The 24,668-nt window shown below is 70.9% G+C and carries 23 protein-coding genes and 3 tRNA genes; 10 read left to right on the plus strand and 16 right to left on the minus strand.

Annotation, left to right across the window (positions count from 1 at the left end; genetic code table 11):
* Positions 1-187 precede the first annotated feature (187 nt).
* From pcaD to ACIBK4_RS39565, 7 genes are read right to left on the minus strand one after another with little or no spacing between them, the layout of a single operon-like run.
* A complete protein-coding gene (gene pcaD, locus ACIBK4_RS39535; RefSeq protein ID WP_399003076.1) occupies positions 188-1,306 on the minus strand; it encodes a 3-oxoadipate enol-lactonase in 1,119 nt (372 codons plus the stop codon).
* Positions 1,303-2,637 (minus strand): 3-carboxy-cis,cis-muconate cycloisomerase, encoded by a 1,335-nt coding sequence (gene pcaB / locus ACIBK4_RS39540; protein ID WP_399003078.1) that lies wholly within the window; start codon positions 2,635-2,637, stop codon positions 1,303-1,305. Before pcaB ends, pcaD begins: the two co-directional genes overlap by 4 nt.
* Entirely contained in the window at positions 2,634-3,239 is a 606-nt protein-coding gene (pcaG, locus tag ACIBK4_RS39545; RefSeq protein WP_399003080.1) for a protocatechuate 3,4-dioxygenase subunit alpha, read from the minus strand. The genes pcaB and pcaG overlap by 4 nt, the downstream gene beginning before the upstream one ends.
* 6 nt (positions 3,240-3,245) lie before the next feature.
* Complete coding sequence (pcaH, locus tag ACIBK4_RS39550) at positions 3,246-4,019, minus strand: protocatechuate 3,4-dioxygenase subunit beta (RefSeq protein ID WP_399003082.1); 774 nt, start codon at positions 4,017-4,019, stop codon at positions 3,246-3,248.
* Between the two features lie 38 nt (positions 4,020-4,057).
* Positions 4,058-5,260 (minus strand): thiolase family protein, encoded by a 1,203-nt coding sequence (locus ACIBK4_RS39555; protein ID WP_399003084.1) that lies wholly within the window; start codon positions 5,258-5,260, stop codon positions 4,058-4,060.
* Positions 5,257-5,901 (minus strand): CoA transferase subunit B, encoded by a 645-nt coding sequence (locus ACIBK4_RS39560; protein ID WP_399003086.1) that lies wholly within the window; start codon positions 5,899-5,901, stop codon positions 5,257-5,259. Before ACIBK4_RS39560 ends, ACIBK4_RS39555 begins: the two co-directional genes overlap by 4 nt.
* Positions 5,901-6,662 (minus strand): CoA transferase subunit A, encoded by a 762-nt coding sequence (locus ACIBK4_RS39565; RefSeq protein WP_399003088.1) that lies wholly within the window; start codon positions 6,660-6,662, stop codon positions 5,901-5,903. Before ACIBK4_RS39565 ends, ACIBK4_RS39560 begins: the two co-directional genes overlap by 1 nt.
* A gap of 210 nt (positions 6,663-6,872) precedes the next feature.
* Here ACIBK4_RS39565 and ACIBK4_RS39570 point away from each other — a divergent pair, with 210 nt between their 5' ends.
* On the plus strand, positions 6,873-7,337 hold the full coding sequence (locus tag ACIBK4_RS39570; protein WP_399003090.1) for a MarR family winged helix-turn-helix transcriptional regulator: 465 nt from the start codon (positions 6,873-6,875) through the stop codon (positions 7,335-7,337).
* Positions 7,338-7,452: 115 nt separating this feature from the next.
* Here the strand turns inward: ACIBK4_RS39570 and ACIBK4_RS39575 are convergent, their stop codons facing one another.
* The gene (locus tag ACIBK4_RS39575) at positions 7,453-8,451 is read right to left on the minus strand and encodes a DUF3048 domain-containing protein (protein ID WP_399003092.1); all 999 of its coding nucleotides are present in this window, start codon (positions 8,449-8,451) and stop codon (positions 7,453-7,455) included.
* Between the two features lie 127 nt (positions 8,452-8,578).
* Positions 8,579-9,658 carry an ATP-dependent DNA ligase gene (locus tag ACIBK4_RS39580; RefSeq protein WP_399003094.1) on the minus strand — a complete coding sequence of 360 codons (1,080 nt, stop codon included), beginning with the start codon at positions 9,656-9,658 and terminating at the stop codon, positions 8,579-8,581.
* 75 nt (positions 9,659-9,733) lie between these two features.
* Here ACIBK4_RS39580 and ligD point away from each other — a divergent pair, with 75 nt between their 5' ends.
* The gene (ligD, locus tag ACIBK4_RS39585) at positions 9,734-10,813 is read left to right on the plus strand and encodes a non-homologous end-joining DNA ligase (protein WP_399003096.1); all 1,080 of its coding nucleotides are present in this window, start codon (positions 9,734-9,736) and stop codon (positions 10,811-10,813) included.
* 4 nt (positions 10,814-10,817) lie between these two features.
* Positions 10,818-11,747: an ornithine cyclodeaminase family protein gene (locus ACIBK4_RS39590; RefSeq protein WP_399003098.1), complete on the plus strand. Its 930-nt coding sequence runs from the start codon at positions 10,818-10,820 to the stop codon at positions 11,745-11,747.
* 9 nt (positions 11,748-11,756) lie between these two features.
* Here ACIBK4_RS39590 and ACIBK4_RS39595 read toward each other — a convergent pair whose 3' ends face one another.
* Complete coding sequence (locus ACIBK4_RS39595; protein ID WP_399003100.1) at positions 11,757-12,623, minus strand: hypothetical protein; 867 nt, start codon at positions 12,621-12,623, stop codon at positions 11,757-11,759.
* 151 nt (positions 12,624-12,774) lie between these two features.
* On the opposite strand from ACIBK4_RS39595, the gene ACIBK4_RS39600 reads away from it, so the two are divergent.
* The gene (locus ACIBK4_RS39600) at positions 12,775-13,821 is read left to right on the plus strand and encodes a LacI family DNA-binding transcriptional regulator (RefSeq protein WP_399003102.1); all 1,047 of its coding nucleotides are present in this window, start codon (positions 12,775-12,777) and stop codon (positions 13,819-13,821) included.
* Positions 13,822-13,884: 63 nt separating this feature from the next.
* Here the strand turns inward: ACIBK4_RS39600 and ACIBK4_RS39605 are convergent, their stop codons facing one another.
* The gene (locus ACIBK4_RS39605) at positions 13,885-14,676 is read right to left on the minus strand and encodes a VOC family protein (protein WP_399003407.1); all 792 of its coding nucleotides are present in this window, start codon (positions 14,674-14,676) and stop codon (positions 13,885-13,887) included.
* 287 nt (positions 14,677-14,963) lie between these two features.
* Between ACIBK4_RS39605 and ACIBK4_RS39610 the strand changes: the two genes are divergently transcribed.
* The 5 genes from ACIBK4_RS39610 (at position 14,964) to ACIBK4_RS39630 (ending at position 18,238) form a co-directional block, all read left to right on the plus strand.
* On the plus strand, positions 14,964-15,209 hold the full coding sequence (locus ACIBK4_RS39610; protein WP_199810972.1) for a WhiB family transcriptional regulator: 246 nt from the start codon (positions 14,964-14,966) through the stop codon (positions 15,207-15,209).
* Positions 15,210-15,269: 60 nt separating this feature from the next.
* A tRNA-Ala gene (locus ACIBK4_RS39615) sits at positions 15,270-15,341 on the plus strand.
* 10 nt (positions 15,342-15,351) lie between these two features.
* A tRNA-Glu gene (locus tag ACIBK4_RS39620) sits at positions 15,352-15,423 on the plus strand.
* 29 nt (positions 15,424-15,452) lie between these two features.
* Complete coding sequence (locus tag ACIBK4_RS39625; RefSeq protein ID WP_399003104.1) at positions 15,453-16,811, plus strand: SDR family NAD(P)-dependent oxidoreductase; 1,359 nt, start codon at positions 15,453-15,455, stop codon at positions 16,809-16,811.
* A 140-nt stretch (positions 16,812-16,951) separates the two neighbouring features.
* Positions 16,952-18,238 (plus strand): ribonuclease inhibitor, encoded by a 1,287-nt coding sequence (locus tag ACIBK4_RS39630; RefSeq protein ID WP_399003106.1) that lies wholly within the window; start codon positions 16,952-16,954, stop codon positions 18,236-18,238.
* On the opposite strand, the gene ACIBK4_RS39635 is transcribed toward ACIBK4_RS39630, so the two are convergent.
* Positions 18,216-20,042, minus strand: a complete 1,827-nt coding sequence (locus tag ACIBK4_RS39635) for an AAA family ATPase (protein WP_399003108.1) — start codon at positions 20,040-20,042, stop codon at positions 18,216-18,218. The two genes, ACIBK4_RS39630 and ACIBK4_RS39635, sit on opposite strands and share 23 nt — an antisense overlap.
* Entirely contained in the window at positions 20,043-21,446 is a 1,404-nt protein-coding gene (locus tag ACIBK4_RS39640) for a hypothetical protein (protein WP_399003110.1), read from the minus strand.
* Between the two features lie 93 nt (positions 21,447-21,539).
* Between ACIBK4_RS39640 and ACIBK4_RS39645 the strand changes: the two genes are divergently transcribed.
* Positions 21,540-21,613, plus strand: a tRNA-Trp gene (locus ACIBK4_RS39645).
* 25 nt (positions 21,614-21,638) lie between these two features.
* Here the strand turns inward: ACIBK4_RS39645 and ACIBK4_RS39650 are convergent.
* The 3 genes from ACIBK4_RS39650 to ddaH form a co-directional block, all read right to left on the minus strand.
* Positions 21,639-22,487 (minus strand): hypothetical protein, encoded by an 849-nt coding sequence (locus ACIBK4_RS39650; protein WP_399003112.1) that lies wholly within the window; start codon positions 22,485-22,487, stop codon positions 21,639-21,641.
* Between the two features lie 73 nt (positions 22,488-22,560).
* On the minus strand, positions 22,561-23,535 hold the full coding sequence (locus ACIBK4_RS39655) for an acyl-ACP desaturase (protein WP_384867498.1): 975 nt from the start codon (positions 23,533-23,535) through the stop codon (positions 22,561-22,563).
* A 215-nt stretch (positions 23,536-23,750) separates the two neighbouring features.
* Positions 23,751-24,527 (minus strand): dimethylargininase, encoded by a 777-nt coding sequence (ddaH, locus tag ACIBK4_RS39660; RefSeq protein WP_399003114.1) that lies wholly within the window; start codon positions 24,525-24,527, stop codon positions 23,751-23,753.
* Between the last annotated feature and the right edge of the window lie 141 nt (positions 24,528-24,668).

Raw genomic sequence — 24,668 nt, forward strand, 5'->3', positions numbered from 1 at the left:
CCCAATGTCTTTAGGGCGCGGGGAGTTGCGCGCCGCTTGAGACACAGGCCAGCCCAATGTCTTTGGGGCGCGGGGAGTTGCGCGTCCCTTAAAAACACAGGCCGGCCCATGCTTTTAGGGGCGCGAGGAACTGCGCGACCAGCCACGACGCAGTCGCAGACGACGCACAACAGGCAGCCCCACCCCCTTAGTCGCCCTCCTCGTCCAACACCCGCTGCGCCACAGCAAACGCCGAGTTCGCCGCAGGCACCCCGCAATACACCGCACTCTGCAACAGCACGGCCCCGATCTCCTCCGGCGTGAGCCCGTTACGCCGGGCAGCCCGCACATGCATCGCCAACTCGTCGTAATGCCCGTGTGCAATCAACGCCGTGAGTGTGACCATGCTCCGCTCGCGCCGCGTCAACGTTGGATCGGTCCAGATCTCACCCCACGCGTACCGGGAGATGAAGTCCTGAAAGCGTGCGGTGAACGGGGTCTGGCGAGCCTGGGACCGGTCCACGTGGGTGTCGCCGAGGACCTCACGCCGGACCTCCATACCGCGCCGCGCACCCCCGCCGAGGTGCGCGCGCAGCGCCGTCAGGACTGCCTCCGGGCACTGCGCCGGCGCCAGATGCGCGGCACCCGGGATCTCCACCAGGGCCGAGCCCGCCACCGCGTCCGCGATCTCCCGCAGATGCGCCGGCGGGGTCGCCGGGTCGTCCCGGCCGGCGATCACCAGTGTCCGCGCGCTGATCTCGGGTAGCCGCTCGCGCAGGTCGTACACGGCGAGCGCGTCACAGCACGCGGCATACGCGGCCGGGTCGGCATCACGCTGGTCGGCGACCAGCTCCGGGACGGTGAACCCGGCTGTGAACCAACGGGAGTCGGCGTTCTCCACCAGCCAGCCGAGCCCCTCGCTCCGTACCCGCGCGGCCCGTTCCTCCCACGGCTTCGCCCCGTTGAAATGCGCCGAGGAACAGATCACGGCGAGCGACGCGACCCGCTCGGGGTGATGTACGGCCAGATGCAGACCGACCGCACCGCCCAACGACACACCCGCGTACGCGAATTGCTCGATCCCGAGGGAGTCGGCCAGCGCCAGCACCAGGTCCGCGAGGTCTCCTACGGTCGCCCCGGGTCCGATCAACCCCGGCGCCGAACCGCCGTGCCCCGGCAGGTCCCAGCGGATCACCCGGTGGGTGATGGACAGTTCGGGCGCGACCTTGTCCCACAGGGCGTACGACGTACCCAGCGAGGGCCCCAGCAGCAGCGGGGGAGCTGAATCGGAGCCCTCGGCACGGAAGTTGAGGAGTTTCTCGGTCAAGGTCGCTCCAACGCACGGTCGGTGAGGGCTCCTGCGGAACCCGTGTAACGGGCGGGATCGGTGAGTGCGGAGAGGTCGAGATCCTTCAACTCGGACTCATCGGCGAGCAGTTCGGCCAGTGGACGGCCCTCCGCGTACGTCCGCCGGGCTACCTCCGTCAGCAGCTCCTTCGCCCGGGCCCGGCCCAGCAGCGGCGCCAGCTCGGCGGACAGTCGCTCGGAGACGATCAACCCATGCGTGAGATCCAGGTGTTGACGCATCACGTCCGGATGCACCCGCAGCCCCTCGGCCAGTTCGGCGGCATCGCGCGCCGCACCGCCGACCAGCCGCAGCAGCTCCCTGAGCGGCTCCCACTCGGCGTGCCAGGCCCCGGCCGGCCGTTCGTCCTCGGCGACCAACGAGCCGTAGAGGACGGCCGCGAGCTGCGGCGCCCGTCGCGCGGCGGCGGCGATCAGCGTGGACCGTACGGGATTCGCCTTGTGCGGCATGGCCGACGAACCCCCGCCGCTGCCCTCGGAGACCTCGGCGATCTCCGTACGGCCGAGGATGAGTACGTCGGCGGCGACCTTGCCCAGTGCTCCCGCCGCGAAGGCCAGGCACCCGGCGAGATCGGCGATCGGCGTCCGGAGCGTGTGCCAGGGCAACAGTGGTGCCGTCAGGCCGAGTTCACGGGCGTACGCGTCCGGCAGTGCGAGCGCGTCCTCGGCGCCGTACGCCGTGCAGGCGGCCAACGTGCCTGCCGCGCCACCGAGTTGGACGGGCAGCATGAACCTTACCGCTCGTACGCGATCCCTCGCGTCGAGCACCAGCGATCGCCATCCGGCCGCCTTCAGACCGAACGTCGTTGGTACGGCGTGCTGGGTGAGCGTCCGGCCCGGCATCGCGGTGTCGCGGTGGGCGGCGGCCAGTTGGGCCAGCGCGTGTTCCGTGCGCGCGAGGTCGGCCAGGAGCAGATCCACCGTGCGGGACGCGACCAGCATCGTCGCCGTGTCCATGATGTCCTGGCTCGTCGCACCCCGGTGGACGTACGGGCCGTACTCCTCGCCGACCGCCTTGGTCAGGTCCGCGACCAGCGGAATCACCGGGTTTCCGCCGGCCCTGGACCGGTCCGCGAGGGAGCGTAGGTCGAAGCGGTCGGCGTCGGCCGCGGTCGCCACCGCCGTCGCCGCCTCGGCGGGGGCGAGGCCCAGGGTGGCCTGGGCGCGGGTGAGGGCGGACTCCGCGTCGAGCAGGGCCCGTAGATACGCGGTGTCGCTCGTCGCGGACGCGGCGGGGGAACCGGTCCACCCGGGGGCGAGCAGGCCGGTGTTCGACGGGTCGTCAACTGTCACTGGAACTCCAGGAATACCGTCTCGCCTTCGCCCTGAAGGCGGATGTCGAAACGGTATGTGCCCCTGCCGTCGTCCTGCGCGATCAACGTGTCGCGCCGCGCCGGGTCCAGCCCGGACAGCAGCGGGTCCGCGGCGAGCGCGGCCTCGTCGCCCGGGAGGTAGATGCGGGTGAAGAGGTGCACCAGCAGTCCGCGCGCGAAGACGCACGCGGACAGGTACGGGGCGTTGCGGCCGCGTGCGCCCGGGCGCAGTGTGCGCGCGTACCAGTGGCCGTTCGCGTCCGTCTGGATACGGCCCCAGCCGGTGAACTCCACGCCGTTGCGGCCGAGATAGCCGCCGCTGGCCGGGTCGCGCCGGATCGAGCCGTCGGTGGTGGAGACGTTGCCCTCGGGGTCGGGGCCCCAGAGTTCCACGAAGGCGTCGGGCAGCGGGTTGCCCTCGCCGTCGTAGACGTAGCCCTGGACGGTGATCGTGTCCGGGTGCCCGACGGGCGCGATGTCGCCGCCGCCGGGGAACGGCAGCGCGTAGCCGTAGAAGGGGCCGACCGTGTGCGAAGGGGTCGGCAGCACGGACTCCGGGCGGCTCGTGTCGATCTTCGTCATGGCGGGTCAGCGTCCTTCTTCGATCCAGGTGGCGTGCGGGCCGTCGAGCACGATGTCCCAGTGGTAGCCCATCGAGAACTCGGGCACCGACAGGCTGTGGTCGTACGTCGCGACGAGCCGCTGGCGGGCCGCGTCGTCCGTCACCGACTGGATGATCGGGTCGTACGGGAACAGCGGGTCGCTCGGGAAGTACATCTGCGTCACGAGGCGTTGGGTGAACGCCGTGCCGAACATCGAGAAGTGGATGTGCGCCGGGCGCCAGGCGTTGATGTGGTTGCGCCAGGGGTAGGGGCCCGGCTGGACGGTGGTGAAGCGGTAGTTGCCCTCGTCGTCGGTCAACGTGCGCCCGAAACCGGTGAAGTTGGGGTCCAGCGGGGCGTCGTGCTGCTCGCGCTGGTGCGCGTAGCGGCCGGCCGAGTTGGCCTGCCAGATCTCGACCAGCTGGCCGCGGATCGGCCGCCCGTCGCGGTCCAACAGCCGTCCGGAGACGGTGATCCGTTCGCCGATCGGCTCGCCGTTGTGCTGCCGCGTCAGGTCGTTGTCGATCTCCGTGATGTCCCGCTCGCCGAACGCGGGCGAGGCCAGCTCCACCAGTTCCGGGTCCTTCGAGACGTCGATGGTGACGGGCGGCTGTTTCGGGTGGCGCAGCAGCGAGGAACGGTACGGGGCGTAGTCGCGGCGCGGGTGGTGCTCGACCGGCGCGCCGTCGGCGACCCGCTTCTCGTACGTCGCGTGTTCGGCCGCTATTTCGAGGTCGATGTCGTGCTGGGTGAGAGCCATGGGGGTTCCTGCCGTTCGAGTTCCTGCCGTTCGGGTGCCTAGCGTTCGAGGACCAGGGCCAGGCCCTGACCCACGCCGATGCAGAGGGTGGCGACGCCAACTCCCGAGCCCTTGCGGGCGAGTTGGTGGGCGACGGTGCCTGCGAGCCGGGCACCGGAGGCGCCGAGCGGATGGCCCAGGGCGATGGCACCCCCCTGCGGGTTGAGGATCGCCGGGTCGAACTCCGGCCACTCGGCGACACATCCGAGCACCTGCGCCGCGAACGCCTCGTTCAGTTCGAGGACTGACAGGTCGTCAAATCCCTTGCCCGCCTTGGTGAGTGCGCGGTTGACCGCCGCGACGGGAGCGAGTCCGAAGTACTGCGGGTCGATCGCCGAGACGCCGGTCGCGGAGACCCGGGCGAGGGGCTGGCGGCCGGTGGCCTTCAGCCCTTCCTCGTCCACCAACAACAGAGCCGCGGCACCGTCGTTGAGCGGCGACGCGTTGCCCGCGGTGACCGTCCCGTTCTCCGTGCGGAACGACGGCTTGAGCTTGGCCATCGCCGCGAGCGAGGCGTCCGCCCGTACGGATTCGTCGGCGCCGAAGACGACCGGGTCGCCCTTGCGCTGCGGGATGGCGACGGGCGCGATCTCGTCGTCGAAGAGGCCTGCCGCCTGGGCGTCCGCCGCCTTCCGGTGACTCGCGAGCGCGAACTCGTCCTGCTGCTCGCGGCCGATCTTGTGCTTGTCGGCGATCAACTCCGCGCTCTCACCGAGCGGGATGGTCCACTCCGGGTTCATGGCCGGGTTGACCATCCGCCAGCCGAGCGTGGTCGAGTACAGCTCGGTGTGCCCGGCGGGGAAGGGCCGGTCCGACTTGGGCAGCACGTACGGCGCCCGGGTCATCGACTCCACCCCACCCGCTACGGCGATGGAGGCGTCGCCGACCGCGATCGCGCGGGCCGCCTGGATGACCGCTTCGAGGCCGGAGGCGCAGAGCCGGTTGACCGTGACGCCCGGTACGGAGGTGGGCAGGCCCGCGAGGAGGCCGGCCATGCGGGCGACGTTGCGGTTCTCCTCGCCGGCGCCGTTGGCGTTGCCGAAGTACACGTCCTCGATGCGGGACGGGTCCAAGTCGGGCGTGCGGGCGAGGAGTTCGCGGAGGGCGTGGGCGGCGAGGTCGTCGGGGCGGACCGAGGCGAGGCCTCCGCTGTACCTGCCGATGGGGGTGCGGACGGCGTCGACGATGTAAACCGGGTTCACAGCAGGCCTTCCGTGATGGTGAGTTTCGCGTCGGTCTTGGCGACGATCTCCTCGACACTCACACCGGGCGCGGTCTCGATCAACACGAGACCTTCGGATGACACGTCGATCACGCCGAGATCGGTGATGACTCGGTTCACACACGCTTTGCCTGTGAGCGGCAGCGCGCACTCCGCGAGGATCTTCGGGGAGCCGTCCTTCGCCACATGCGTCATGACGACGATGACCGTGCGGGCGCCGTGCACGAGGTCCATCGCCCCGCCGATCCCGGTGATCATCTTGCCGGGGATCGCCCAGTTCGCCAGGTCACCCCCCGCCGACACCTGCATCGCGCCCAGCACGGCGACGTCGATGTGCCCGCCCCGGATCATCCCGAAGGAGAGCGCGGAGTCGAAGAAGGAGGCGCCCGGCAGGACCGTCACGGTCTCCTTGCCGGCGTTGATCAGATCCGGGTCGACCTGGTCCTCGGTCGGATAGGGGCCGGTGCCCAGGATGCCGTTCTCGGATTCGAGGATCACCTCGACGCCCGGCGGGAGGTAGTTGGGGATCAGGGTCGGCAGGCCGATGCCGAGATTGACGTACTGCCCGTCCTCGAGTTCGCGCGCCGCGCGGGCCGCCATCTCCTCGCGTGTCCAGGCCATCAGCCGCTCACCGTCACTGTCCGCTGCTCGATCCGCTTGTCGGCGGCCTGCTCGGGGGTGAGCGCCACCACCCGCTGCACGAAGATCCCGGGCAGATGCACCGCGTCCGGGTCGATCTCGCCGGGCTCGACCAGCTCCTCCACCTCGGCGATCGTCACCTTGCCCGCCATCGCCGCGAGGGGGTTGAAGTTCCGGGTGGACTTGTTGAAGACGAGGTTGCCGTGCCGGTCGCCCTTCGCGGCGCGGACCAGCGCGAAGTCGGTGCGGATCCCGCGCTCCAGGACGTACTCGGTGCCGTCGAACTCCCGCACCTCCTTCGCCGGCGAGGCGAGCGTGACGCCGCCCGAGCCGTCGTAGCGCCAGGGGAGTCCGCCCTCGGCGACCTGGGTGCCGACACCGGCGGGGGTGTAGAAGGCGGGGATGCCCGCACCGCCCGCGCGCAGTCGCTCCGCGAGGGTGCCCTGGGGGATCATCTCGACCTCCAGTTCCCCGGCGAGGTACTGGCGGGCGAACTCCTTGTTGGCGCCGATGTAGGAGCCGGTCACCCGCGCGATCCGTCCGGCGGAGAGGAGGACGGCGAGGCCGGACTCCATCGCCCCGCAGTTGTTGGAGACCACGCCCAGGCCGGTCGTACCGCGCTCGTACAGGGCCTGGATCAGTACGTTCGGCACACCGCTCAGCCCGAAGCCGCCGACCGCGAGCGTCGCTCCGTCCGGCACATCGGCCACGGCCTCGTCGGCCGTGGCGACCACCTTGTCCATCCGTGAAGCTCCGTCCCGTTCGAGCGCCCGGTCAGCAAGTAATCAGGGCACTGAGCATTTCGGTGAAGTTTCCTTCACGCTGCCACTGTGGGAGCCTGCCGTCAAGACCTGGGAGAAGTGCCGGGTCAGGACCGTGCGCGAGGCTGGACTCGCCCCCAGGGCCTCCAGGTATCGTTCAGTGCACGGATGAATATGACGTCGGGAGGGCACATGGCCGCGGTGGACCTCACCACTCACCCCGGGCACCTCGCCCGGCGACTTCAGCAGGCGCACTATCTGCTGTGGAACACCATGGTCTCCGAGGAGATCACCTCCCCGCAGTTCGCGGTGCTCAACGCGCTCGCGGACGAGCCGGGGCTTGATCAGCGGACGGTGGGGGAGCGGGTGGGCCTGGACCGGTCCACCATCGCGGAGGTGATCAGCCGGCTGATCAGGCGCGGGTTGCTCGACAAGGTGCGGGATCCGCAGGACGGGCGGCGGTTTCTGCTGCGGCTCACCGATGACGGCGTGCGGGTTCATCGCAAGCTGGTTGTGCGTACGGCTCGGATGAATCAGGTGTTTCTGGCGCCGCTCTCCGCCGATGAGCAGGGCGTCTTTTTTGACCTCATCCAACGTGTGTCGGATGCGGCTGAGGGGCTCCGGAATCCTGGGGAGCCCCTCGCTGCGCGGCTGTAGCGGGCTGGGCGGTTCGTTGTCTGCGGGCCGGTGGGGGCTGGTCGCGCCCACGCGGCGGAGCCGCATATTGATACCGCCCCGCGCCCCTGAAGGGGTGCGCCTCGGCCAGCCCTGTTCAGGACTTCGCGAACACCACCCAGACCTGGCCCTTCGCGAAGTTCATGGGCCGGCCGTCCGTGGTCGTGAACTGCGTTCCGTCCGTGGCCTTTTGGCGCTTCCAGTCGACGCTGAATGTACGGCCGTCGCGCAGGACGTCCGCCTTGCCCGTGCCGACGGTCTCCGTGTACGGCGTGTTGTTGCCGAGGACATCGTGGTACTTGGACTTGCGGATCTTGACGTACTGGATGACGACCGTCGCCGGGGCGACCCGCTTGCCGTTGGTCAGCACGGTGGGGGTGCCGTCCTCGGTGAGCAGCCAGCGGTGCTTGCTGCCGGACCAGGTGAAGGTGAAGCGGGCCGCCGGGTAGCGGACGCTGCGGGAGGCCGTGGGCTTGCCGCCCGTAGGGGCCGCGCCGTAGTGGAAGCCGGTCGTCAGGGCCGCCGCGCCCGGGGCGGAGGGGAGCAGCTTGTCCGGGTGCAGGTAGAGGTTGTGCGGGGCGGACTTGTCGACGCCCCGGTAGTAGGCGCTCGCCACCTCGTCGGGCGACGCGGACCGCAGCGGGGCCTTGTCGATCAGCGGCAGGAGCTTGTGCTGGGCGCCCGAGAACGCGAGCGTCGGGTCGTCGAACTGGCGCAGCAGCTCCAGGTCGGACACGCGGGCACTGCGCACCGGCCCGACGGACTTCGGGAACTTGGTGGCGAACACCGCCATCAGCCGGCTCAGCCCGCCCTCGACCTGCTCCGCGTACACGATGTCCGCCGAGTCCAGACCCGTCTGCGGGCGGGCCGCGGGCACGTTGTCGATCTTCACCGCGAGCAGCGGACCGGCGGCGGGGGCGACCGTGCCGCCGGCGCTCGGGCTCTGGGTCGGGGACTGGCTCGGTCCGTGCCCGCGACCGTCGTCCACGGACCCGCCGTGATGTGCCGTGCAGCCCACCGCCAGGGAGGCGGTCATCGTGGCGGCCAGCAGCGCCGCTCTCGTCGCGCCGCGCCGCCGGGGTGCTCTCTGTCCCATGCCCACCGTTGCCACCAAGTCTGTGTTTTCGATTGTGCGCTTATAAGTTCATTGGTGGCCATACCCGCTCGGTTGTGATTGTGCGCGTTGATTGCGCCGATCGGCCCACAGTGAGATGTGGAGGGGGTCAGTCCGGCGGATCCTGCGGGCCGAGGATCTCCGCGAGGTCGTAGCGGACCGGCTCCTCCAGTTGTGCGTACGTGCAGCTCTCGGGTGTGCGGTCGGGGCGCCAGCGGCGGAAACGCGCCGTGTGCCGGAAGCGCGCGCCGTTCTCCATGTGGTCGTACGCCACCTCGGCCACCCGCTCCGGTCTGAGCGGCACCCAGGAGAGGTCCTTCTTGCCGGACCAGCGGCTCGGCGCGCCCGGCAGCCGGGCCGACTCGTGCGCGGCCTCCTCCGCCCAGGCCGCCCACGGATGCCCGGTCGGATCGTTCATGCGCAGGGGCGCGAGCTCCTCGATCAGCTCGGCGCGCCGCTTCATGGTGAAGGCGGCGGACACTCCTACGTGTTGCAGGGCGCCCTGATCGTCGTAGAGGCCGAGAAGGAGCGAGCCCACGACGGGGCCGCTCTTGTGGAGGCGGTAACCGGCGACGACGGCGTCCGCGGTCCGCTCGTGCTTGATCTTGAACATCGCGCGCTCGTCCGGGCGGTAACGCAGGTCCAGCGGCTTGGCCACGACACCGTCGAGCCCGGCGCCCTCGTACTGCTCGAACCACCGCTGCGCCACGTCGATGTCGGTGGTCGCGGGGGCGAGATGGACGGGTGCGGTCGCGCCGGACAGCGCGCGTTCGAGGAGCGCCCGGCGGTCGCCGAGTGGCACGTCGAGCAGGGACTCGTCGGCCAGCGCCAGCAGGTCGAAGGCGACGAAGGAGGCCGGGGTCCGCTCGGCCAGCGTCCGTACCCGCGAGTCGGCCGGGTGGATGCGCTCGGTCAGCGCGTCGAAGTCGAGCCGCCCGTCCCGGGCGATGACGATCTCCCCGTCCAGCACGCACCGCTCAGGCACGCGCTCCTTCAGCGCCTCGACCAGCTCGGGAAAGTACCTGGTCAACGGCTTTCCGGTACGGCTGCCCAGCTCGACCTCTCCGCCGTCACGGAACACGATCGCCCGGAAGCCGTCCCACTTCGCCTCGTAGTGCATGCCCGGTGGAATCCTCGCCACCGACTTGGCGAGCATGGGCTTCACGGGCGGCATCACCGGCAGATCCATGGTTCCGATTCTGCGCTCGTACGTCGCTTGTCGCCCGGTATGCGATGTCCGAGCGTCGGGCCTACGGTGGCTCGCATGGGCGAAGCGGTGGAACTGGAGGCGGGCGGCCGGACCGTACGGCTGTCCAGCCCAGGCAAGATCTTCTTCCCGGAGCGCGGCTTCACCAAGCTGGACCTCGCCCGGTACTACATCGCGGTCGGCCCCGGAATCCTCCGTGCCCTGCGCGACCGCCCCACCACCCTGGAGCGCTACCCGGACGGGGTCGAGGGCGAGAACTTCTTCCAGAAGCGGGCGCCCAAGAACATGCCCGACTGGATCCCGACCGCCCACATCACCTTCCCCAGCGGACGCAGCGCCGACGAGATGTGCCCCACCGAAGAGGCCGCCGTGCTGTGGGCCGCGCAGTACGGCACGCTCACCTTCCACCCCTGGCCGGTCCGCCGCGCCGACGTCGACAGCCCCGACGAACTCCGCATCGACCTCGACCCGCAGCCCGGCACGGATTACGACGACGCGGTTCGCGCCGCCCACGAACTCCGCGCCGTACTCGACGAGTTCGGCGGTCTGCGGGGCTTCCCCAAGACCTCCGGCGGCCGCGGCCTGCATGTCTTCGTGCCGATCGAACCGCGCTGGACCTTCACCCAGGTCCGCCGCGCGGCCATCGCGGTCGGCCGCGAGTTGGAGCGCCGGATGCCCGATCAGGTGACGATCAAGTGGTGGAAGGAGGAGCGCGGCGAACGCATCTTCGTCGACTACAACCAGACCGCCCGCGACCGCACCATCGCCTCCGCCTATTCGGTACGACCCCGCCCGCACGCCCCCGTCTCGGCACCCCTCCGCTGGGACGAGGTCGGCACCGCGCACCCCCGCGACTTCGACCTCGCGACGATGCCGGCCCGCTTCGCCGAACTCGGCGACGTGCACGCGGACATGGACGACCACCGCTACTCCCTGGACGCCCTCCTCGAACTCGCCCGCCGCGACGAACACGACCACGGGCTCGGCGATCTGCCCTATCCGCCGGAGTACCCGAAGATGCCGGGAGAGCCGAAGCGGGTGCAACCGAGCAGGGCGAAGAAGGCCGCAACTGCCCCGGATCCAGGCTCAGATGCCGCTGCCGGCTCCGCCGCGGACTCCTCGCCTGACGGATCATGAACGCATGACGCGCCTGTTGACCCGGAGCGACCTCGGTGCCCTGTTGGAACCCTCGGCCTGCCTCGCCGCGCTGCGGGCCGGCTTCCTGGCCGTAGGGGCGCCGGTGGCGATCCCGGGCCAACGGGTGCGCACCGACCTGCCGTTCCCCGGTACGGCCACCGCCCTGCTGCCCGGACTGCTCCCCGGTATCGAGGCCTACACGGTGAAGGTCAACGCCAAGTTCCCTGACGCACGGCCCGCGTTGAGGGGCGTGCTCTGCCTGCACAGCGGCACGGACGGCGAGTTGCTCGCCCTGCTGGACTCGGCGACGGTCACCGCGTGGCGGACGGGGCTCGCGGCGGCCCTGGGCACGGATGCGCTCGCGGGGTCGGCGGAGGGTGCGGTGGTGGGGGTGATCGGGGCGGGGGCGCAGGCCGAGTTGATGGTGCGAGGACTGGGCGCGCTACGGCCGTACGGCGAACTCGTCGTCCACGACACGGACTTGGACCGCGCGGCCGAGCTCGCCGCACGCCACGGCGGCCGCGTATTGGGCTCGCCGAAGGAGATCGCCGCAGCCGCCGACATCGTCCTGCTGGCGACCTGGTCCCGAACCCCGCTGCTGTCCCTCGCGGACACGCGGGAGGGCCACCACCTCACCAGCCTGGGCGCCGACGAGCCGGGCAAACGGGAACTCGCCGCCGACCTGCTGGACGCGGCGCTGGTCGTCGTCGACGACCGTCAACTCGTCGAGTCCGTGGGCACGTTGACCCCGCCGGACATCGACACGACACTCGGCGACGTACTGCGCGGAGACCATCCGGGACGGATCGATGCCGGCGCGCGTTCCGTGTACGCGCCCGTCGGACTGCCGTGGCAGGACCTGGCGTTGGCGTGGCTGGCGTACGAGCGGGCGGAGCGGGACGGGGTGGGGCGGCGGGTGGATCTGTTGGGGTGAGGGGCGCGGTCAGTCGAGGGCGAACACCATCCACTCGGTGTACGGCTTCTCCTGGACATAGAGCCGAGAGCCGCGGGACACGACACGGCGGTCGTACCGGCTGCCGAGGGGGATGCCGTCCGGGCGGAGAAGACGGCTCTCCGCCACGGGGTCGACGCCGATCCCGGTGAGGGTGCCGAGGACGAGGCGGTCGTGCTGGTCGTCGTATCCGCCGAAGAACGCGACGCTGGTGCCGTGCACGACGACTCCGTGCGCGCCCCTGACCGGTGTGCCGCGCACGAACGCCGGTCTGCCGCTTCGTACTTCCACCAGGGGGAAGTCGGGGTAGGGGTACACCCAGGTCGCGCGCCGGTCCACGTTGAGGGCATAGCACTCCACGATCCGGTCGGTGCCGGACGGACGCCCGTACTCCCACAAGGGCGCCCCGGTGCTGCTCCAGCACCGCACACCCGGTTCGCTGAGCGGGTCGTCGAAGGTGCCTTCGTCGAAGTGGCCCACCCACAGGTCGCCGGACTCGTCGGTCAGCAGGTGCTCGACGGCGTCGCCCACGGTGAAGGTCCCCGAAGTGCGGCCCGACGTGTCGAAGACCTGCACCTGCTCCTCGCCGGGGCGCCTGCGGATGTCGGCGACGACGAAACCGCCGTCCGGCAGGGCGCCGAGGAGCGGAAAACGCGACCGTACGGAGTTGAGGTGCGTCTCGTGCGGGTGGCCGTCCTCGACGGTGACGACCAGGGCGTCGTACGGCTCCCGCGGCGGTGGCGAGTCGCGCACCAGCCAGTGGGCGCGGCCGAACGCATCGACCGTGCTGTGCAGAACGTCCCGGTTCCGGTATGCGTGGGGAAGCCGCGCGTACGGGAGGAGGCTGTCAGCCGTCATGGGCCTCTCCGGATGTCATGCCGTGATCCTCGGGGCGTGCGCATCCTCGGGCAAGGGGATTTCGTCGAATCGGGGTCGCTGCTGGGAGCGCTCTCACCATCGCGTTCGGCCGCGGCTATCCTGATCCGCATCATCGAGGAGGGGTCCAGACGTGACCGAGACAGCACCGCGTCCCACGCTGGAGGCCGTGGCCGCGCGGGCGGGGGTGTCGCGGGCCACCGTTTCCCGGGTGGTCAACGGCGGGGACGGGGTGCGGGAATCGCTCGTCGAGCGGGTCCGGCAGGCCGTGGACGAACTCGGGTACGTCCCCAACCAGGCCGCCCGGAGCCTGGTGACGAAGCGGCACGACGCCATCGCCGTGGTGATCGCCGAACCGGAGACCCGTGTCTTCGCCGACCCCTTCTTCGCCATGCAACTCCGGGGCATCAGCAAGGAGTTGACCGCCCACGACTCCCAACTCGTGCTGCTCCTCACGGAAGGCCGCGCCGACCACGCCCGCGTCGGCCGCTATCTCGCCGGCGGGCATGTGGACGGTGCGCTCGTGTTCTCCCTGCACCTCGACGACCCGCTGCCCGGACTGATCCAACGGGCCGGTGTCCCCACGGTGTTCGGCGGCCGGCCCGGCTGGAGCGAGGGGACACGCGCGTCGGGCCCCACGGTGTACGTCGACTGCGACAACCGGGGCGGCGCCCGGGAGGCCGTACGGCATCTCGTCGGGCTCGGCCGCACCCGGATCGCGCACATCACCGGCGCGCTCGACCAGACCTCCGCGGTGGACCGGCTCGACGGGTTCCGGGACGTCATGGTCGACGTCGACCCGCGGCTGATCGTGGAGAGCGACTTCACCCCGGGCGGCGGTGAGCGCGCGATGCGGGAACTCCTCGACCACTGCCCCGACGTGGACGCCGTGTTCGCCGCCAACGACCTCACCGCCTACGGCGCCATGAAGGTGCTGCGCGAGGAGGGGCTGCGGGTGCCCGAGGACGTGGCGGTGATCGGCTTCGACGACATGCTGCCGGTCGCCGAGCAGACCGAACCACCCCTCACGACGGTCCGCCAGGACATAGAGGAAATGGGCCGGTTGATGGCCCGCCTGCTGCTGCGCGGCCTCGACCGCCGAGGCGCCCGCGACGGCATCGGAGGCGCGCCGTCCAGTGTGATCCTCCCGACCACACTGATCCACCGCGCCTCCGCGTGAGGGGTGCCCGTACGTCGGCGTAGGACCGGCCGTTGGCCGTTTGGCCCGCCGACTCGGGTCCCGTCAGCCCTGTGCCGTCTCGCTCTTGATGATCGCGAAGCGGGCGCCGTGTGGGTCGGTGAGTTGGGCGATGCGGCCTACGCCCTCCATGCTGGTGGCCGGCATGACGACCTTGCCGCCTGTTTCCAGGGCCTTGGCCACGGTGGCGTCCACGTCGGTGACCTCGAAGTACGCCAGCCAGTACGCCCCGGAGGCCGCGCCGGTCGGGTCGAAGTCGAGCGGGACGACACCGCCGAACATCGCGTCCTCACCGGCACCGGACGGGTTGAGGCACGTGTAGTCACCGCCGGGCATGGGCGCGGCCGAGGTCTCCAGACCGAGCGAGGCGTTGTAGAACGCGGCCGCCGCGGCCACGTCCGGTGTGTACAGCTCGACCCAGGTCAGCGATCCGGGTTCGCCCGCGACGTCGACGCCCTTGGTCCGCCCCGGCTGCCAGATGCCGAACGCCGCGCCCGCCGGGTCCCTGAGGATCGCCATGTGCCCCTCGCCCATGACGTCCATCGGCTGGAACAGGACCGCGCCGTGCGCCTGCTCCACCGCCTTGGCCGTGGCTTCCGCGTCCTGGCTCTGGAAGTACACGGTCCAGGCGGACGCGTCGTGCTCCGGCGGCAGGGGCATGCCGCCGGTGACGGTCTTGCCGTCGAGTTGGAAGAAGCCGTAGCCGCCGGCCTCGGGTCCCGCCGACTGGAACTGCCAGCCGAAGAGACCGCCGTAGAAGGAGATGGCGCTGTCGATGTCGGGTGAGCCGACGTCCAGCCAGTTCGGAGCGCCGTTGACGAAACGGGTGGTGAGCATCATTGCCCTCCTCATTGAAGGGTCCCGTAGGAAGGGCCCGTTCTCTGCACTGCCGAGTCTTGCACCGCCCACTGACAATCGCTGCCGCAGCGCGAGAGCGGTTCGCGGATCCGGCATTGGTTACCCTCGGTGACCGCTGAAGTTCTCCGTGTTTTCATACCGGCTCCGCGCGCCGCCGTGCGCCGGTGCGGGCGCAGGGGCCATCATCGGGGCGGCCAGAGGCCTCGGAGCGCGGCGTTGATCCCACGTTGATCGAACGTTTTTCGCTGGACGGCACGATCCTGCCCATGCACATCGACACGATCACCTCGCCCGACCTGGACTGGCAGCAGGAGGCGTTGTGCGCGCAGACCGGGGCGGACTTCTTCTTCCCCGAACCCGGCAGCTCCGTCAGGGAGGCCAAGCGGATCTGCGGCATGTGCCCCATCCGCTCCGCGTGCCTGGAGTACGCCCTCGACAACGACGAACGCTTCGGGGTGTGGGGCGGGCTGTCGGAGAAGGAACGCCTGGAGATCCGACGTACCTCACGCTGAACGGGGTCGTTTATTCGGTGCGGTACGCGCGGAGGAGTGCGGTTAGGATCCGGGGGCGCACCCGGGCGTAGCGCAGAGGCAGGCGCTCGTCTTGGCAAGACGACCACATCGGTTCGAATCCGATCCCCGGGCTGCGTTCGGGGGCCCTGTGGAGCAGAGGCAGACTCGCCGCCTTCTCAGGGCGGTCACGCCGGTTCGAATCCGGCCGGGGCCCACTTCATGGCACGGCCGGGGCGGGAATCGATGACTGACGAGGGCGGGATCACCGAGGCGGAACTGGCCGCCTTCCACCGGACGGTGGGCAGGTTGCGCGACCTTCCCGTCGACGATCCGGTACGGCTGCGCGCGGAGCAGGTCGCCGCGTCCTTCACGCGCGACGGTCGGCTGCGGCGCCGCAAGGCCCGCGGCGCCGACGTGTCCGCGGCCGACGCGGCGACGATGGCGGCGACCGCGACGGGGGCGGCGGACCGACGCGAGGACGCTCCGCTGGGTCCCCCGGGTGAGGTGGCGGGGCGCGCGGACGCCGGTGGCGGTGCCTACCGCAAGCCGCGCGGTTGCTATGTCTGCAAGTCGCCCTATCGACAGGTGGATTCCTTCTACCACCGGCTGTGTCCCGAGTGCGCCGCCGACAACACGGCCCGCCGGGCGCTGAGTACGGATCTGAGCGGGCGCCGGGTGCTGCTCACCGGCGGGCGGGTGAAGATCGGTTTCCAGCTGGCGCTGATGATGCTGCGGGACGGCGCGGAGGTGCTGATCACGTCGCGCTTCCCGCACGATGCCGTACGCCGCTTCCGCGCCGAGCCGGGCAGCGAGAAGTGGCTGGACCGGCTCACGGTGCTCGCCGTCGACCTCCGCGACCCGCGTCAAGTACTGGGCCTGTGCGAGGAGTTGAGGCAGGCGGGCGAACCGTTGGACATCCTCGTCAACAACGCCGCGCAGACCGTACGACGCCCTCCGCAGTCGTACGCCCTACTGGCCGCCGGGGAGCGCGACGCGCTGCCGGAGGGGGCACGGCAGGCGCCCGGCTTCACCCCGATGCGGATGCTCGCGGGCGGGGCCGCGGCGCTGCCCGTCGTACTCCGCGAGGCCGACGAGGCCGGGCTCCTGCCCGATCCGTCCCCGGAGAACTCCTGGTCGGCCCGGCTCGGCACCCTCGACCCGGCCGAGGTCCTGGAGACCCAACTGGTCAACGCCCTGGCCCCGGCCCTCCTCTGCGACCGCCTGCTGCCCCTGCTGCTCGCCTCGCCGCGCCCCCGCCGGTACGTCGTCAACGTCACGGCGGTGGAGGGCCGGTTCGCCGTACGCAACAAGATGCCCGGCCACCCCCACACCAACATGGCCAAGGCCGCGCTCAACATGCTCACCCGCACCAGCGCCGCCGAACTCGCCGACCAGGGCGTCCACATGTGCGCCGTCGACACGGGCTGGATCACGGACGAGAACCCCGCCCCCAAGAAGGGCCGCATGGCCGAGGCCGGCTTCCGCACCCCGCTCGACACCGTCGACGGCGCGGCCCGCGTCTACGACCCGATCGTGCGCGGCGAGTCCGGGGACCCGGTGTCCGGGGTGTTCCTCAAGGACTATCAGGAGGCGGCGTGGTGAGCGGGGACGGGGAGGGCGTGGGGGACCTGGGAGGACCTGCGGTGGCGGGTTCGGGGCAGGGGGCGGGAGCCTCGGAATCTCCGGTGTCCGGCTCGGGCGAGGCGTGTTTGGCGGGTGCTCCGGCCGGCCCGGAGGCGGCGATGTCCTCGGCGTCCGCGCCCGTCGACTCGGGCGAGCCGGCCCCGGGCCCCGCACCGGCCGACCCTGACTCGCCGTCCCCGCGTCCCCCGGCGGTCGGCTTCGCCGGTGTGGTGTACGTCCCGCCGCGACCGGTCGCCGAACTCGCCCCGCTGCTCGACTGGTTGCGCGCGGGCCGCCCTGCCGGGGAGCGGCTGGACTTCGCCGTCGGCACGGCCTTGCCCGACGGACGGCTGGACCTGTGCAAGCAGGAGCTGGGGGCGGCGGGCGCCGCCCTGGTCGCCGAGGCATTGGCCCAAGGGCCGTCTCCCGTACGGCACTTGCTGCTCGGTACCGACGGGCTCGGGGACGAGGGCGCCGAGGCCGTGGCCGGGGGGAGCGGGGAGGTCGAGACGCTCTACCTCGGCTGCAACGGGATCACCGCCGGCGGTGCCTGTCGGATCGCCGACCGGTTGCGTGCCTCGCCGCAGGTCGTCACCGGGGTGTGGCTCAAGCGCAACCCGCTGGGCAGCGGTGGCGGCCGGGCGGCGGCCGAACTCATCGAGTCCGCGCGGGCGTTGCGCACGCTCGACCTCGTGCAGACCGGGCTCGATCCGGCGGGCGTCGTCGTCCTTGCCGATGCGCTGCTCGCCGCCGCCGGCAACGGGCGGCGCATCGAGCGCCTCTTCGTCGGCGGCAACCCGCTCGGCGCGGACGGCGCCGTACCCCTCGCCGCCGTCGTCGCGGCCGGCGCGATCGACGAACTCTACGTGTCCGCAGCGCAGTTGGGGGATGCCGGCGCCCTCGTCCTCGCCGACGCCCTGGAGCGTGCGCCGTACGGACGGCTCACCCGGCTGTCCGTCGCCAGCAACGGCATCGGCCCGCAGGCCGCGGCGCGCCTGGTGACCGCCGCCACCGCGGCCGGGGTCGGTCTGCTGGACCTCGGCCGGGTGAAGGCGGCGGCGGTGCTCGGTGCGGGCGACAACCACGTCGATCTGCGGGCGGCCGAGAGCATCGCCCAAACCCTTGTCGCCGCCGAACACCGCCTCACTCATCTCGTCCTGTCGCACACGGGGATGCGCAGCCGCGAGGCGCACCGCCTCCTCGACACGGCACCCCGCGCGATCACCCCCACCCGCTTCGTCCTCGGCCAAGGAATCGCCGCCAGCGTCAAACGCCGCCTGGAGGCACTCACCGCCCACATCCCCGCACCATCGCTCGCCCCCGACGTGGCCGCCGTACGCAGCGTGCACCGCACCGCGCGGCCGGGGGAGGCCGAGCACGGGGTCAGCGACGTGCCAAGCCCGTGAAGATGTCCGTCCAGAACCGCTGTTGCTGTACGGACGCCCCCACCAGATACGTCGCCCGGAGCTTCGCCGGCAGCAGCGCCACCATGCGGGCCACCACCGCGCGGTGCTTCTTCAGCTGGGACAACTCCGCGTTGGCGAGGATCTGGTGGACCACGTCGCTGTCGTCACCGCCCTCGTCGGTGTGCTCGGCGGCGCGACGCAGCCGGGCCTCCCAGAGGTCCGCGTCACGGGCCAACTCGCGCAGGCCGGTGACCGGGCGGCCCCTGAAGCGGTCGATCAGGGCGGTGAGCGGCACGGGCGCGTACTCGCCGTCGCCGAGATAGACCGTCGCCATCTCCAGCGGCAGCCCCTTGCGGTGCAGCTTGATGAGCCGCTCCAGGGTGCGCTTGGTGATCCAGGCGCGGCCGTCGTCGTCGATGTCGTGCTTCCACCACTCCAGCACCGTCTCCGCGTCCGCGCCGTACCGCGCGAGCAGCCACTCGTTGGCCGGGATGTCCTCCGGGGCGACCGTCAGCGAGGCCGTGAACCGCGTCGCCTGGGCGATGTTGTTCCGCGACACCAGCAGCTTGCGGCCCAAGTGGTACGGCGGGTTCTGGACGGCGATCTGCGCCCGCAGGTTCTCGATCCGCCGTCCGGCCAGGGACCACTCCTGGGTGATCTCCATCAGCTTGGCGAACGCGGCCTTGTCCTTGGGGCGGTTGTACTCGTCCCACACGATCGCCTTCGGCCCGGGGCCGGTGAAGTTCGCGGCCAGCAGGTTGTCCAGGGTGCCGTCCGCCGACGGGATCGGCGCGCACAGGTCCTCGACGTTCGTCACCGGCAGCGAGAAGTACAGCGGATCCCGGCCCAGGCCCGCGCGGACCGTCTCCCGGACCAGCTCCGTCTTGCCGCACCCCGGAGGCCCTTGGAGCAGCACCGTCCAGCGGTTGCGCAGCGCGGCCCGCACGACCTGCCGTACCGGGTCCGGGATCGTGGCCGGGTTGGGTACGCCCAGGGCTTCGGCGAGGCGGTCCAGGATCTCCGCCGTGCGGTTCTGCCCGGGTCTGCCGTCCGGGCCCGGCTCGGCCAGGCGCAGTCGCTCGCCGTCGACCAGGGGCAGGCCCCAGCGGAGCGGGAAGCCCTCCTTCGCGTTCGCCAGCACGTGGTCCAGCGTGCGCGGGGACAGCAGTTCGCGCAGCGCGGGCGAGAGCGATGCCCAGACGTTGAACACCGAACCGAGGTTCCAGGGGCGGTACTTGGCGGCCAGATGCCGACGCCAGGACGTGTCGTTCGCCGTGATCCGCATCGTGACCATACGGTCGAGCAGCGCGAGGTCGCCGCGTCGCGCCGAGGTCTCGGACAGCGACTCGTTGTCCGTCAGGAAGACACCCACGCAGCCGAGCGCCCGCAGATCGTGCTCGCCGAGCGTCCAGTTGCAGGCGATCTGCATCAGCTGCGACTGGATCGTGTCGCCCGCCTGCAGCGAGTCGTCGATGAGCAGCACGAACGGCGTGCCCGGCTTCAACTGGCTCATCACCAGCTGGCGCAGCACGAGTTCACCGGTGCCCGGGTCCCGCACCGGCGCGTTGACCAGCAGGTCGTCCGGCGTCAGATTCGCCGCCGGGACGTACACCAGCGTGGTGCCCGGGTGGGCGCGGCCGATGTGGGAGAAGAACGTCGCCGTCTTGCCGATGCCGTGCTCGCCGAAGATCTGCCCGGTCTGCCCGATGTCGATCATCGCGTCGATGAAGGACTCCAGACGCGACGGCTCACGCCGACCGCGCTCGGCCTCCGGGGTCGTCAAGTGCCCTGTCTCCGTGGTCATTTACGTCGATCCTGTCGTGACGCGATGGCAGTCCATCGCCGGGTTGTGCGTCTCGGGCCACTCGTCGCCGCCCTCGGTGATCAGCCAGATCCACTTGTCCGGCTCGGCGGGCGTGACCGGCGGCGCGTACCCGTCCGTGAGCACTACGACCGCGTCCGGGGTGACGTCGAACCGCCGGCCGTTCACCTCCGTACGCCCCTCCACGTAGTCCGCGACCACCTGGAAACTCGTGCCGCCACCGCCGTAGACCCGCTCACCGGGCTTGAACGGCATGACGACGGCGTCGAAGGACAGCCAGTGCGCCTCGACTCCGTCGATGCGGCCGACGAGTTCGGTGAGCCAGGTGACGACCTGGTGCGGCATCGAGCCCGAGGTGTCGTACGCGATGACCAGGACCTTGTCCCGGACCGGGCCGCGGCGCGCGAGCATCGGGTCCTGGCCGAGGGCCGCGAGCAGGGCGCCGCGCTTCTTCGGGTACACCAGCCGCTCGCCGTCGCGCAGTTTCGAGCCGAGGACGTCGACGAGCCAGCGCTGCCACCAGTGGACCGTACGCGTGCGTGCCGTCTCACCGCGCAGGACGCCCGCGCCGAGGTTCCCCCAGATCCGGCCGGCCCGCGCCGAGCCGTCCTCTGTACGGCCCATCAGGTCGAGCAACTCCCGCTCCGCGCCCGGGTGTCCGCGCCGGGCCGCCAGCAGGGAGTTCAACAGCGCCGACGACGCCACCGCGTCCACCGTCTCCTGGTCGGCCGGTACCCACCCGTCGACCAGGTGCACGCACAGGTGCCGCTCCGGGACCGGAGGGTGCCGCATGCGCTTCAGCTCGCCGAACACCTTCATGTCGGTCGCGATGAACTCCTCGTGCGGGACCGGCTCCAGGCCGTGCGCGGTGAGGTCGTCGCGGTACAGCCGGTGGATCGTGCGTGGGTCGATTCCTGTCGGGCGGCCGTCCAGCAGGGGCAGTTCGGTGCGGCCGAGGCGGACCAGGGCGACATGGTTGATGGAGACCTCGGCGGCCAGCTCGAAGACCGGGTCGTCGCGCAGTTCGAGGTCGGCGAACAGATGGCGTTGCACCAGGTGCCGTGCCTCGTGGAAGAGCACGAACTTCACGCCGTCCAGGCCGAGTCCGACGAAGAAGTCCGGGTTGAAGAGCAGCAGACACGAGCCGTCGCCGGAGGCGACCACGGCCGCCGTGTCCACCGCCGTCGTCGGGATCTGGTGATGGCACTTCGCGTACAGCCAGGACGCCACCGCCGACTCCGTCAGCCCGAAGTCCAGCAGCGCGGCCTCCTTCAGCCGCCGCGCCTCGGCGACCGTCGCCGGGTCCGCCGGGCGGTACCGCTCCAGCGCCCTGCGGTCGGCCAGATCGACCACAGGGGTACGCCGACCCCGCTCCCCGTACGCCATGTCACGCCCCCCGCGCCGCATTTCCCCCAGTGCCTCAATTGGTACCAGGCCGCACTGACATCGGGCCAAGGCATTACGCTCTGACCTCAAGGGCGGGGCCGTAGCGCAGAGGCAGGCGCTCTGGTCTCCAGAACCGGAACACGCTGGTTCGAATCCAGCCGCCCCGTCCCCCTCGGCACCTCAGGGCCCGGCTCAGGCGATCGCGCCCGCCGTCACCACCAGCTCCACCGCGTTCCCGTGGAACGTGTCGATCAGCTGCGCCAGCACCGACCAGGCGTCCTCGTGACCGGCCAAGTGCTCGCGCACGAGCGGGCGCAGGGCGTCCTCGGCCTCGGACACGCGCGCGGGGAACATCAAGTGGCCTGTGGACAGCACCTTCAGGACCTGCGATGCGGTACTCCACGTGGTCGCGTAGTCGGCGGGGGTGCCGAGCACGCCGGCTTTCTCGACGCGCTGGGTGAACTTGCGGTGTGTGCCGAACTGCGCGCGTAGCTCAGGCGGGCAGTCCGGGCGTACGGACAGCGCCCAGCGCGCGTAACCGGGCAGCGGACGGTCCCCGTCCGCCTCCATGACGGCCTGCCAGTCGGAGCGCCCAAGGACCATCGACGCGGCCGTCCGCGCGGACTGCATCGAGGTGCCCTCGCGCAGGGCGCCGAGCAGACCGAGGCGGGTGAAGTTCTCGGGGACGGGCGGCTCGTCGGCCCGTCGCACGCTGTCGGCGACGGTCAACGGCCCTTCGCGGTTGGGGCCGAACGGCACACCGCGTGCGATGGCGCGCCGCATCCCGTTGTCCGCGGAGATGTGCCGCCAGACCCACTGGTTCAGCTCCGGGTCGTCCTCCTGCAGCGACCACAGCAGGACGGAGGTCGGCACCGGCGTGCTCGTCCAGGACCAGGCCATGCTGCGGCGCCGGGCATCGAGGGACCCCTCGCTCTCGGGCTCGGGGAGTCCGATCCGCCGCCGTATCCGCGCGGAGTCCCCGCTGTCGATCAGGCCGAGCAGAAAGCCGACCGCCGCCCCCGACGTGCTGTTGTCATGCATGGCGGCATGATGCCGCAGGCCGGTCGTCGCCCGCACCGGTGATTCGATCGCCGGTGCGGGCGGCCGGGGTGGGTCAGGCGCTCGCGCGCGCCGCCATCCGGGCCTTGCGGGTCGCCAGCTTCTCGTCGAACTTGGAGGCCTCGGAGTCCAGGCCGCCCATGTAGAGGCCGATCTCCTCCTGGGCCTGCTGACCCTCGGGGCCGAGGCCGTCGATGTCCATGACCTTCAGGAAGCGCAGGACGGGCTGGATGACGTCGTCGTGGTGGATGCGCAGGTTGTAGACCTCGCCGATCGCCATCTGCGCGGCAAAGCGCTCGAAGCCGGGCATGCCGTGGCCGGGCATCCGGAAGTTGACGAGGACGTCGCGTACGGCCTGCATCGTGAGGTCGGGGGCGAGCTCGAACGCGGCCTTCAGGAGGTTGCGGTAGAAGACCATGTGCAGGTTCTCGTCGGTCGCGATGCGGGCCAGCATGCGGTCGCAGACCGGGTCGCCCGACTGGTGGCCGGTGTTGCGGTGCGACACGCGCGTGGCCAGCTCCTGGAAGGCGACGTACGCCACGGAGTGCAGCATCGAGTGCCGGTTGTCCGACTCGAAGCCCTCGCTCATGTGCTGCATGCGGAACGCTTCGAGCTTGTCCGGGTCGACCGCGCGGGAGGCGAGCAGGTAGTCCCGCATGACGATGCCGTGCCGGCCCTCCTCCGCCGTCCAGCGGTGCACCCAGGTGCCCCAGGCGCCGTCGCGGCCGAAGAGGGAGGCGATCTCGTGGTGGTAGCTGGGGAGGTTGTCCTCCGTAAGGAGGTTCACGACGAGGGCGATCCGGCCGATCTCGGTGACCTTGGACTGCTCCTTGCCCCAGGCCTCGCCGTCCTCGAAGAAGCCGGGGAAGTTCCGGGCGTCGCTCCAGGGCACGTACTCGTGCGGCATCCAGTCCTTGGTGACCTTGAGGTGCCGGTTGAGCTCCGTCTCGACGACTTCCTCCAACGCGTACAGCAGCTTGGCGTCGGTCCAGACTGCGGGGCTGCCGAGGTGCGGGGAAGTGATCGTCACGGGGACTCCAGGGGGACGTCGTACAAAACTGAACAAACCGGCGAGCGGTGCCGGGACCTGTGCAACTTACGGAATCGTAGGCTACGAAACCGTAGGTTACGAGACCGTAGGTTAAGGGTGCTGTAAAGATCGCTGTTCAGGCTGTATTGCCCGGGAATCCCGCCGAACCCCAGGACCGCAGGTCCCGGCGCCGAACGGGCGGTTGTGTCACCCGTTCAGGCGTACAGATCCCGGAGCCGGACCGAGAGGCACGTCACACATCCTTCGAGTTTCTCGAACTCGCTGATGTCCACCACGACCGGCTCGTGGCCGAGATCGCTGAGCAGGTCGGCCGTCTTGGGCGCGCTGGCCGCCATCAGCAGCTTGTCGCCGCCGAGCAGCACCACATGCGCGCCGGCCTCCTCGGGCACCGACAGGAAGCGCGGGAACAGCGAGGGCCGGTCCACCTTCGGGATGTGCCCGAGGACCGTCCCGTCGGGCAGCGCGGTGACCGCCGACTTCAGGTGCAGCACCTTGCTCACGGGCACGGCGACCACCCGCGCCCCGAGCGGCTCGAACACGGCCCGCAACTGCTGGATGCCGGCCGCGTTCGTCCGGCCGCCCCGGCCGACGTAGATCGTGTCGTCGACCTTGAGGACGTCACCGCCCTCCAGGGTGCCCGGCTCCCAGACCCAGTTCACCGAGCAGCCGAGCCGGGCCGCCGCCTCCTCGACCCCGCCGGTCTCCTCCCGCCGGGACTCGGCGCCGGGGCGGGTGATCAGTGCCACGTTCTTGTAGACCACCACCGCGTCCTCGACGAACACGGAGTCGGGGCAGTCGTCGGCCGGATCCACCTCGATCGTCTCCCAGCCGTGCACCCGCAGCGTCTGGACGTACGCCTCCCACTGCTCGACGGCCTGCTCGACATCGACCTTCTCCCGCTCGATGTGCGTGACCAGCCCTTCGGCCAGGCGCGGGCTGGGGCGGCGGACGAGGGCCTTCTTGCTGGGCACGAGCGGGACTCCGTATCGGCGGGATCGTTTCGGCGCTGGTGCCACGGCACCGGTTGGCCATCATGCGTCACCCGTCCGTGCCGACAAAACCCCTCACGTGAGGCTGTGGCCCTCCTGAGATGCGCGCCGAACACCTCAGGA

This window comes from Streptomyces sp. NPDC050528 (assembly GCF_044457795.1).
Lineage (GTDB): Bacteria > Actinomycetota > Actinomycetes > Streptomycetales > Streptomycetaceae > Streptomyces.

Excerpts from the sequence above, each read along its gene's own strand:
- pcaG (WP_399003080.1), bottom strand. The coding sequence starts at position 3,239 with ATGACGAAGATCGACACGAGCCGCCCGGAGTCCGTGCTGCCGACCCCT.
- pcaH (WP_399003082.1), bottom strand. The coding sequence starts at position 4,019 with ATGGCTCTCACCCAGCACGACATCGACCTCGAAATAGCGGCCGAACAC.
- ACIBK4_RS39560 (WP_399003086.1), bottom strand. The coding sequence starts at position 5,901 with ATGGCCTGGACACGCGAGGAGATGGCGGCCCGCGCGGCGCGCGAACTC.
- ACIBK4_RS39565 (WP_399003088.1), bottom strand. The coding sequence starts at position 6,662 with ATGGACAAGGTGGTCGCCACGGCCGACGAGGCCGTGGCCGATGTGCCG.
- ACIBK4_RS39570 (WP_399003090.1), top strand. The coding sequence starts at position 6,873 with ATGGCCGCGGTGGACCTCACCACTCACCCCGGGCACCTCGCCCGGCGA.
- ACIBK4_RS39575 (WP_399003092.1), bottom strand. The coding sequence starts at position 8,451 with ATGGGACAGAGAGCACCCCGGCGGCGCGGCGCGACGAGAGCGGCGCTG.
- ACIBK4_RS39580 (WP_399003094.1), bottom strand. The coding sequence starts at position 9,658 with ATGGATCTGCCGGTGATGCCGCCCGTGAAGCCCATGCTCGCCAAGTCG.
- ligD (WP_399003096.1), top strand. The coding sequence starts at position 9,734 with ATGGGCGAAGCGGTGGAACTGGAGGCGGGCGGCCGGACCGTACGGCTG.
- ACIBK4_RS39590 (WP_399003098.1), top strand. The coding sequence starts at position 10,818 with ATGACGCGCCTGTTGACCCGGAGCGACCTCGGTGCCCTGTTGGAACCC.
- ACIBK4_RS39595 (WP_399003100.1), bottom strand. The coding sequence starts at position 12,623 with ATGACGGCTGACAGCCTCCTCCCGTACGCGCGGCTTCCCCACGCATAC.
- ACIBK4_RS39605 (WP_399003407.1), bottom strand. The coding sequence starts at position 14,676 with ATGCTCACCACCCGTTTCGTCAACGGCGCTCCGAACTGGCTGGACGTC.
- ACIBK4_RS39610 (WP_199810972.1), top strand. The coding sequence starts at position 14,964 with ATGCACATCGACACGATCACCTCGCCCGACCTGGACTGGCAGCAGGAG.
- ACIBK4_RS39625 (WP_399003104.1), top strand. The coding sequence starts at position 15,453 with ATGACTGACGAGGGCGGGATCACCGAGGCGGAACTGGCCGCCTTCCAC.
- ACIBK4_RS39630 (WP_399003106.1), top strand. The coding sequence starts at position 16,952 with ATGTCCTCGGCGTCCGCGCCCGTCGACTCGGGCGAGCCGGCCCCGGGC.
- ACIBK4_RS39635 (WP_399003108.1), bottom strand. The coding sequence starts at position 20,042 with ATGACCACGGAGACAGGGCACTTGACGACCCCGGAGGCCGAGCGCGGT.
- ACIBK4_RS39640 (WP_399003110.1), bottom strand. The coding sequence starts at position 21,446 with ATGGCGTACGGGGAGCGGGGTCGGCGTACCCCTGTGGTCGATCTGGCC.
- ACIBK4_RS39650 (WP_399003112.1), bottom strand. The coding sequence starts at position 22,487 with ATGCATGACAACAGCACGTCGGGGGCGGCGGTCGGCTTTCTGCTCGGC.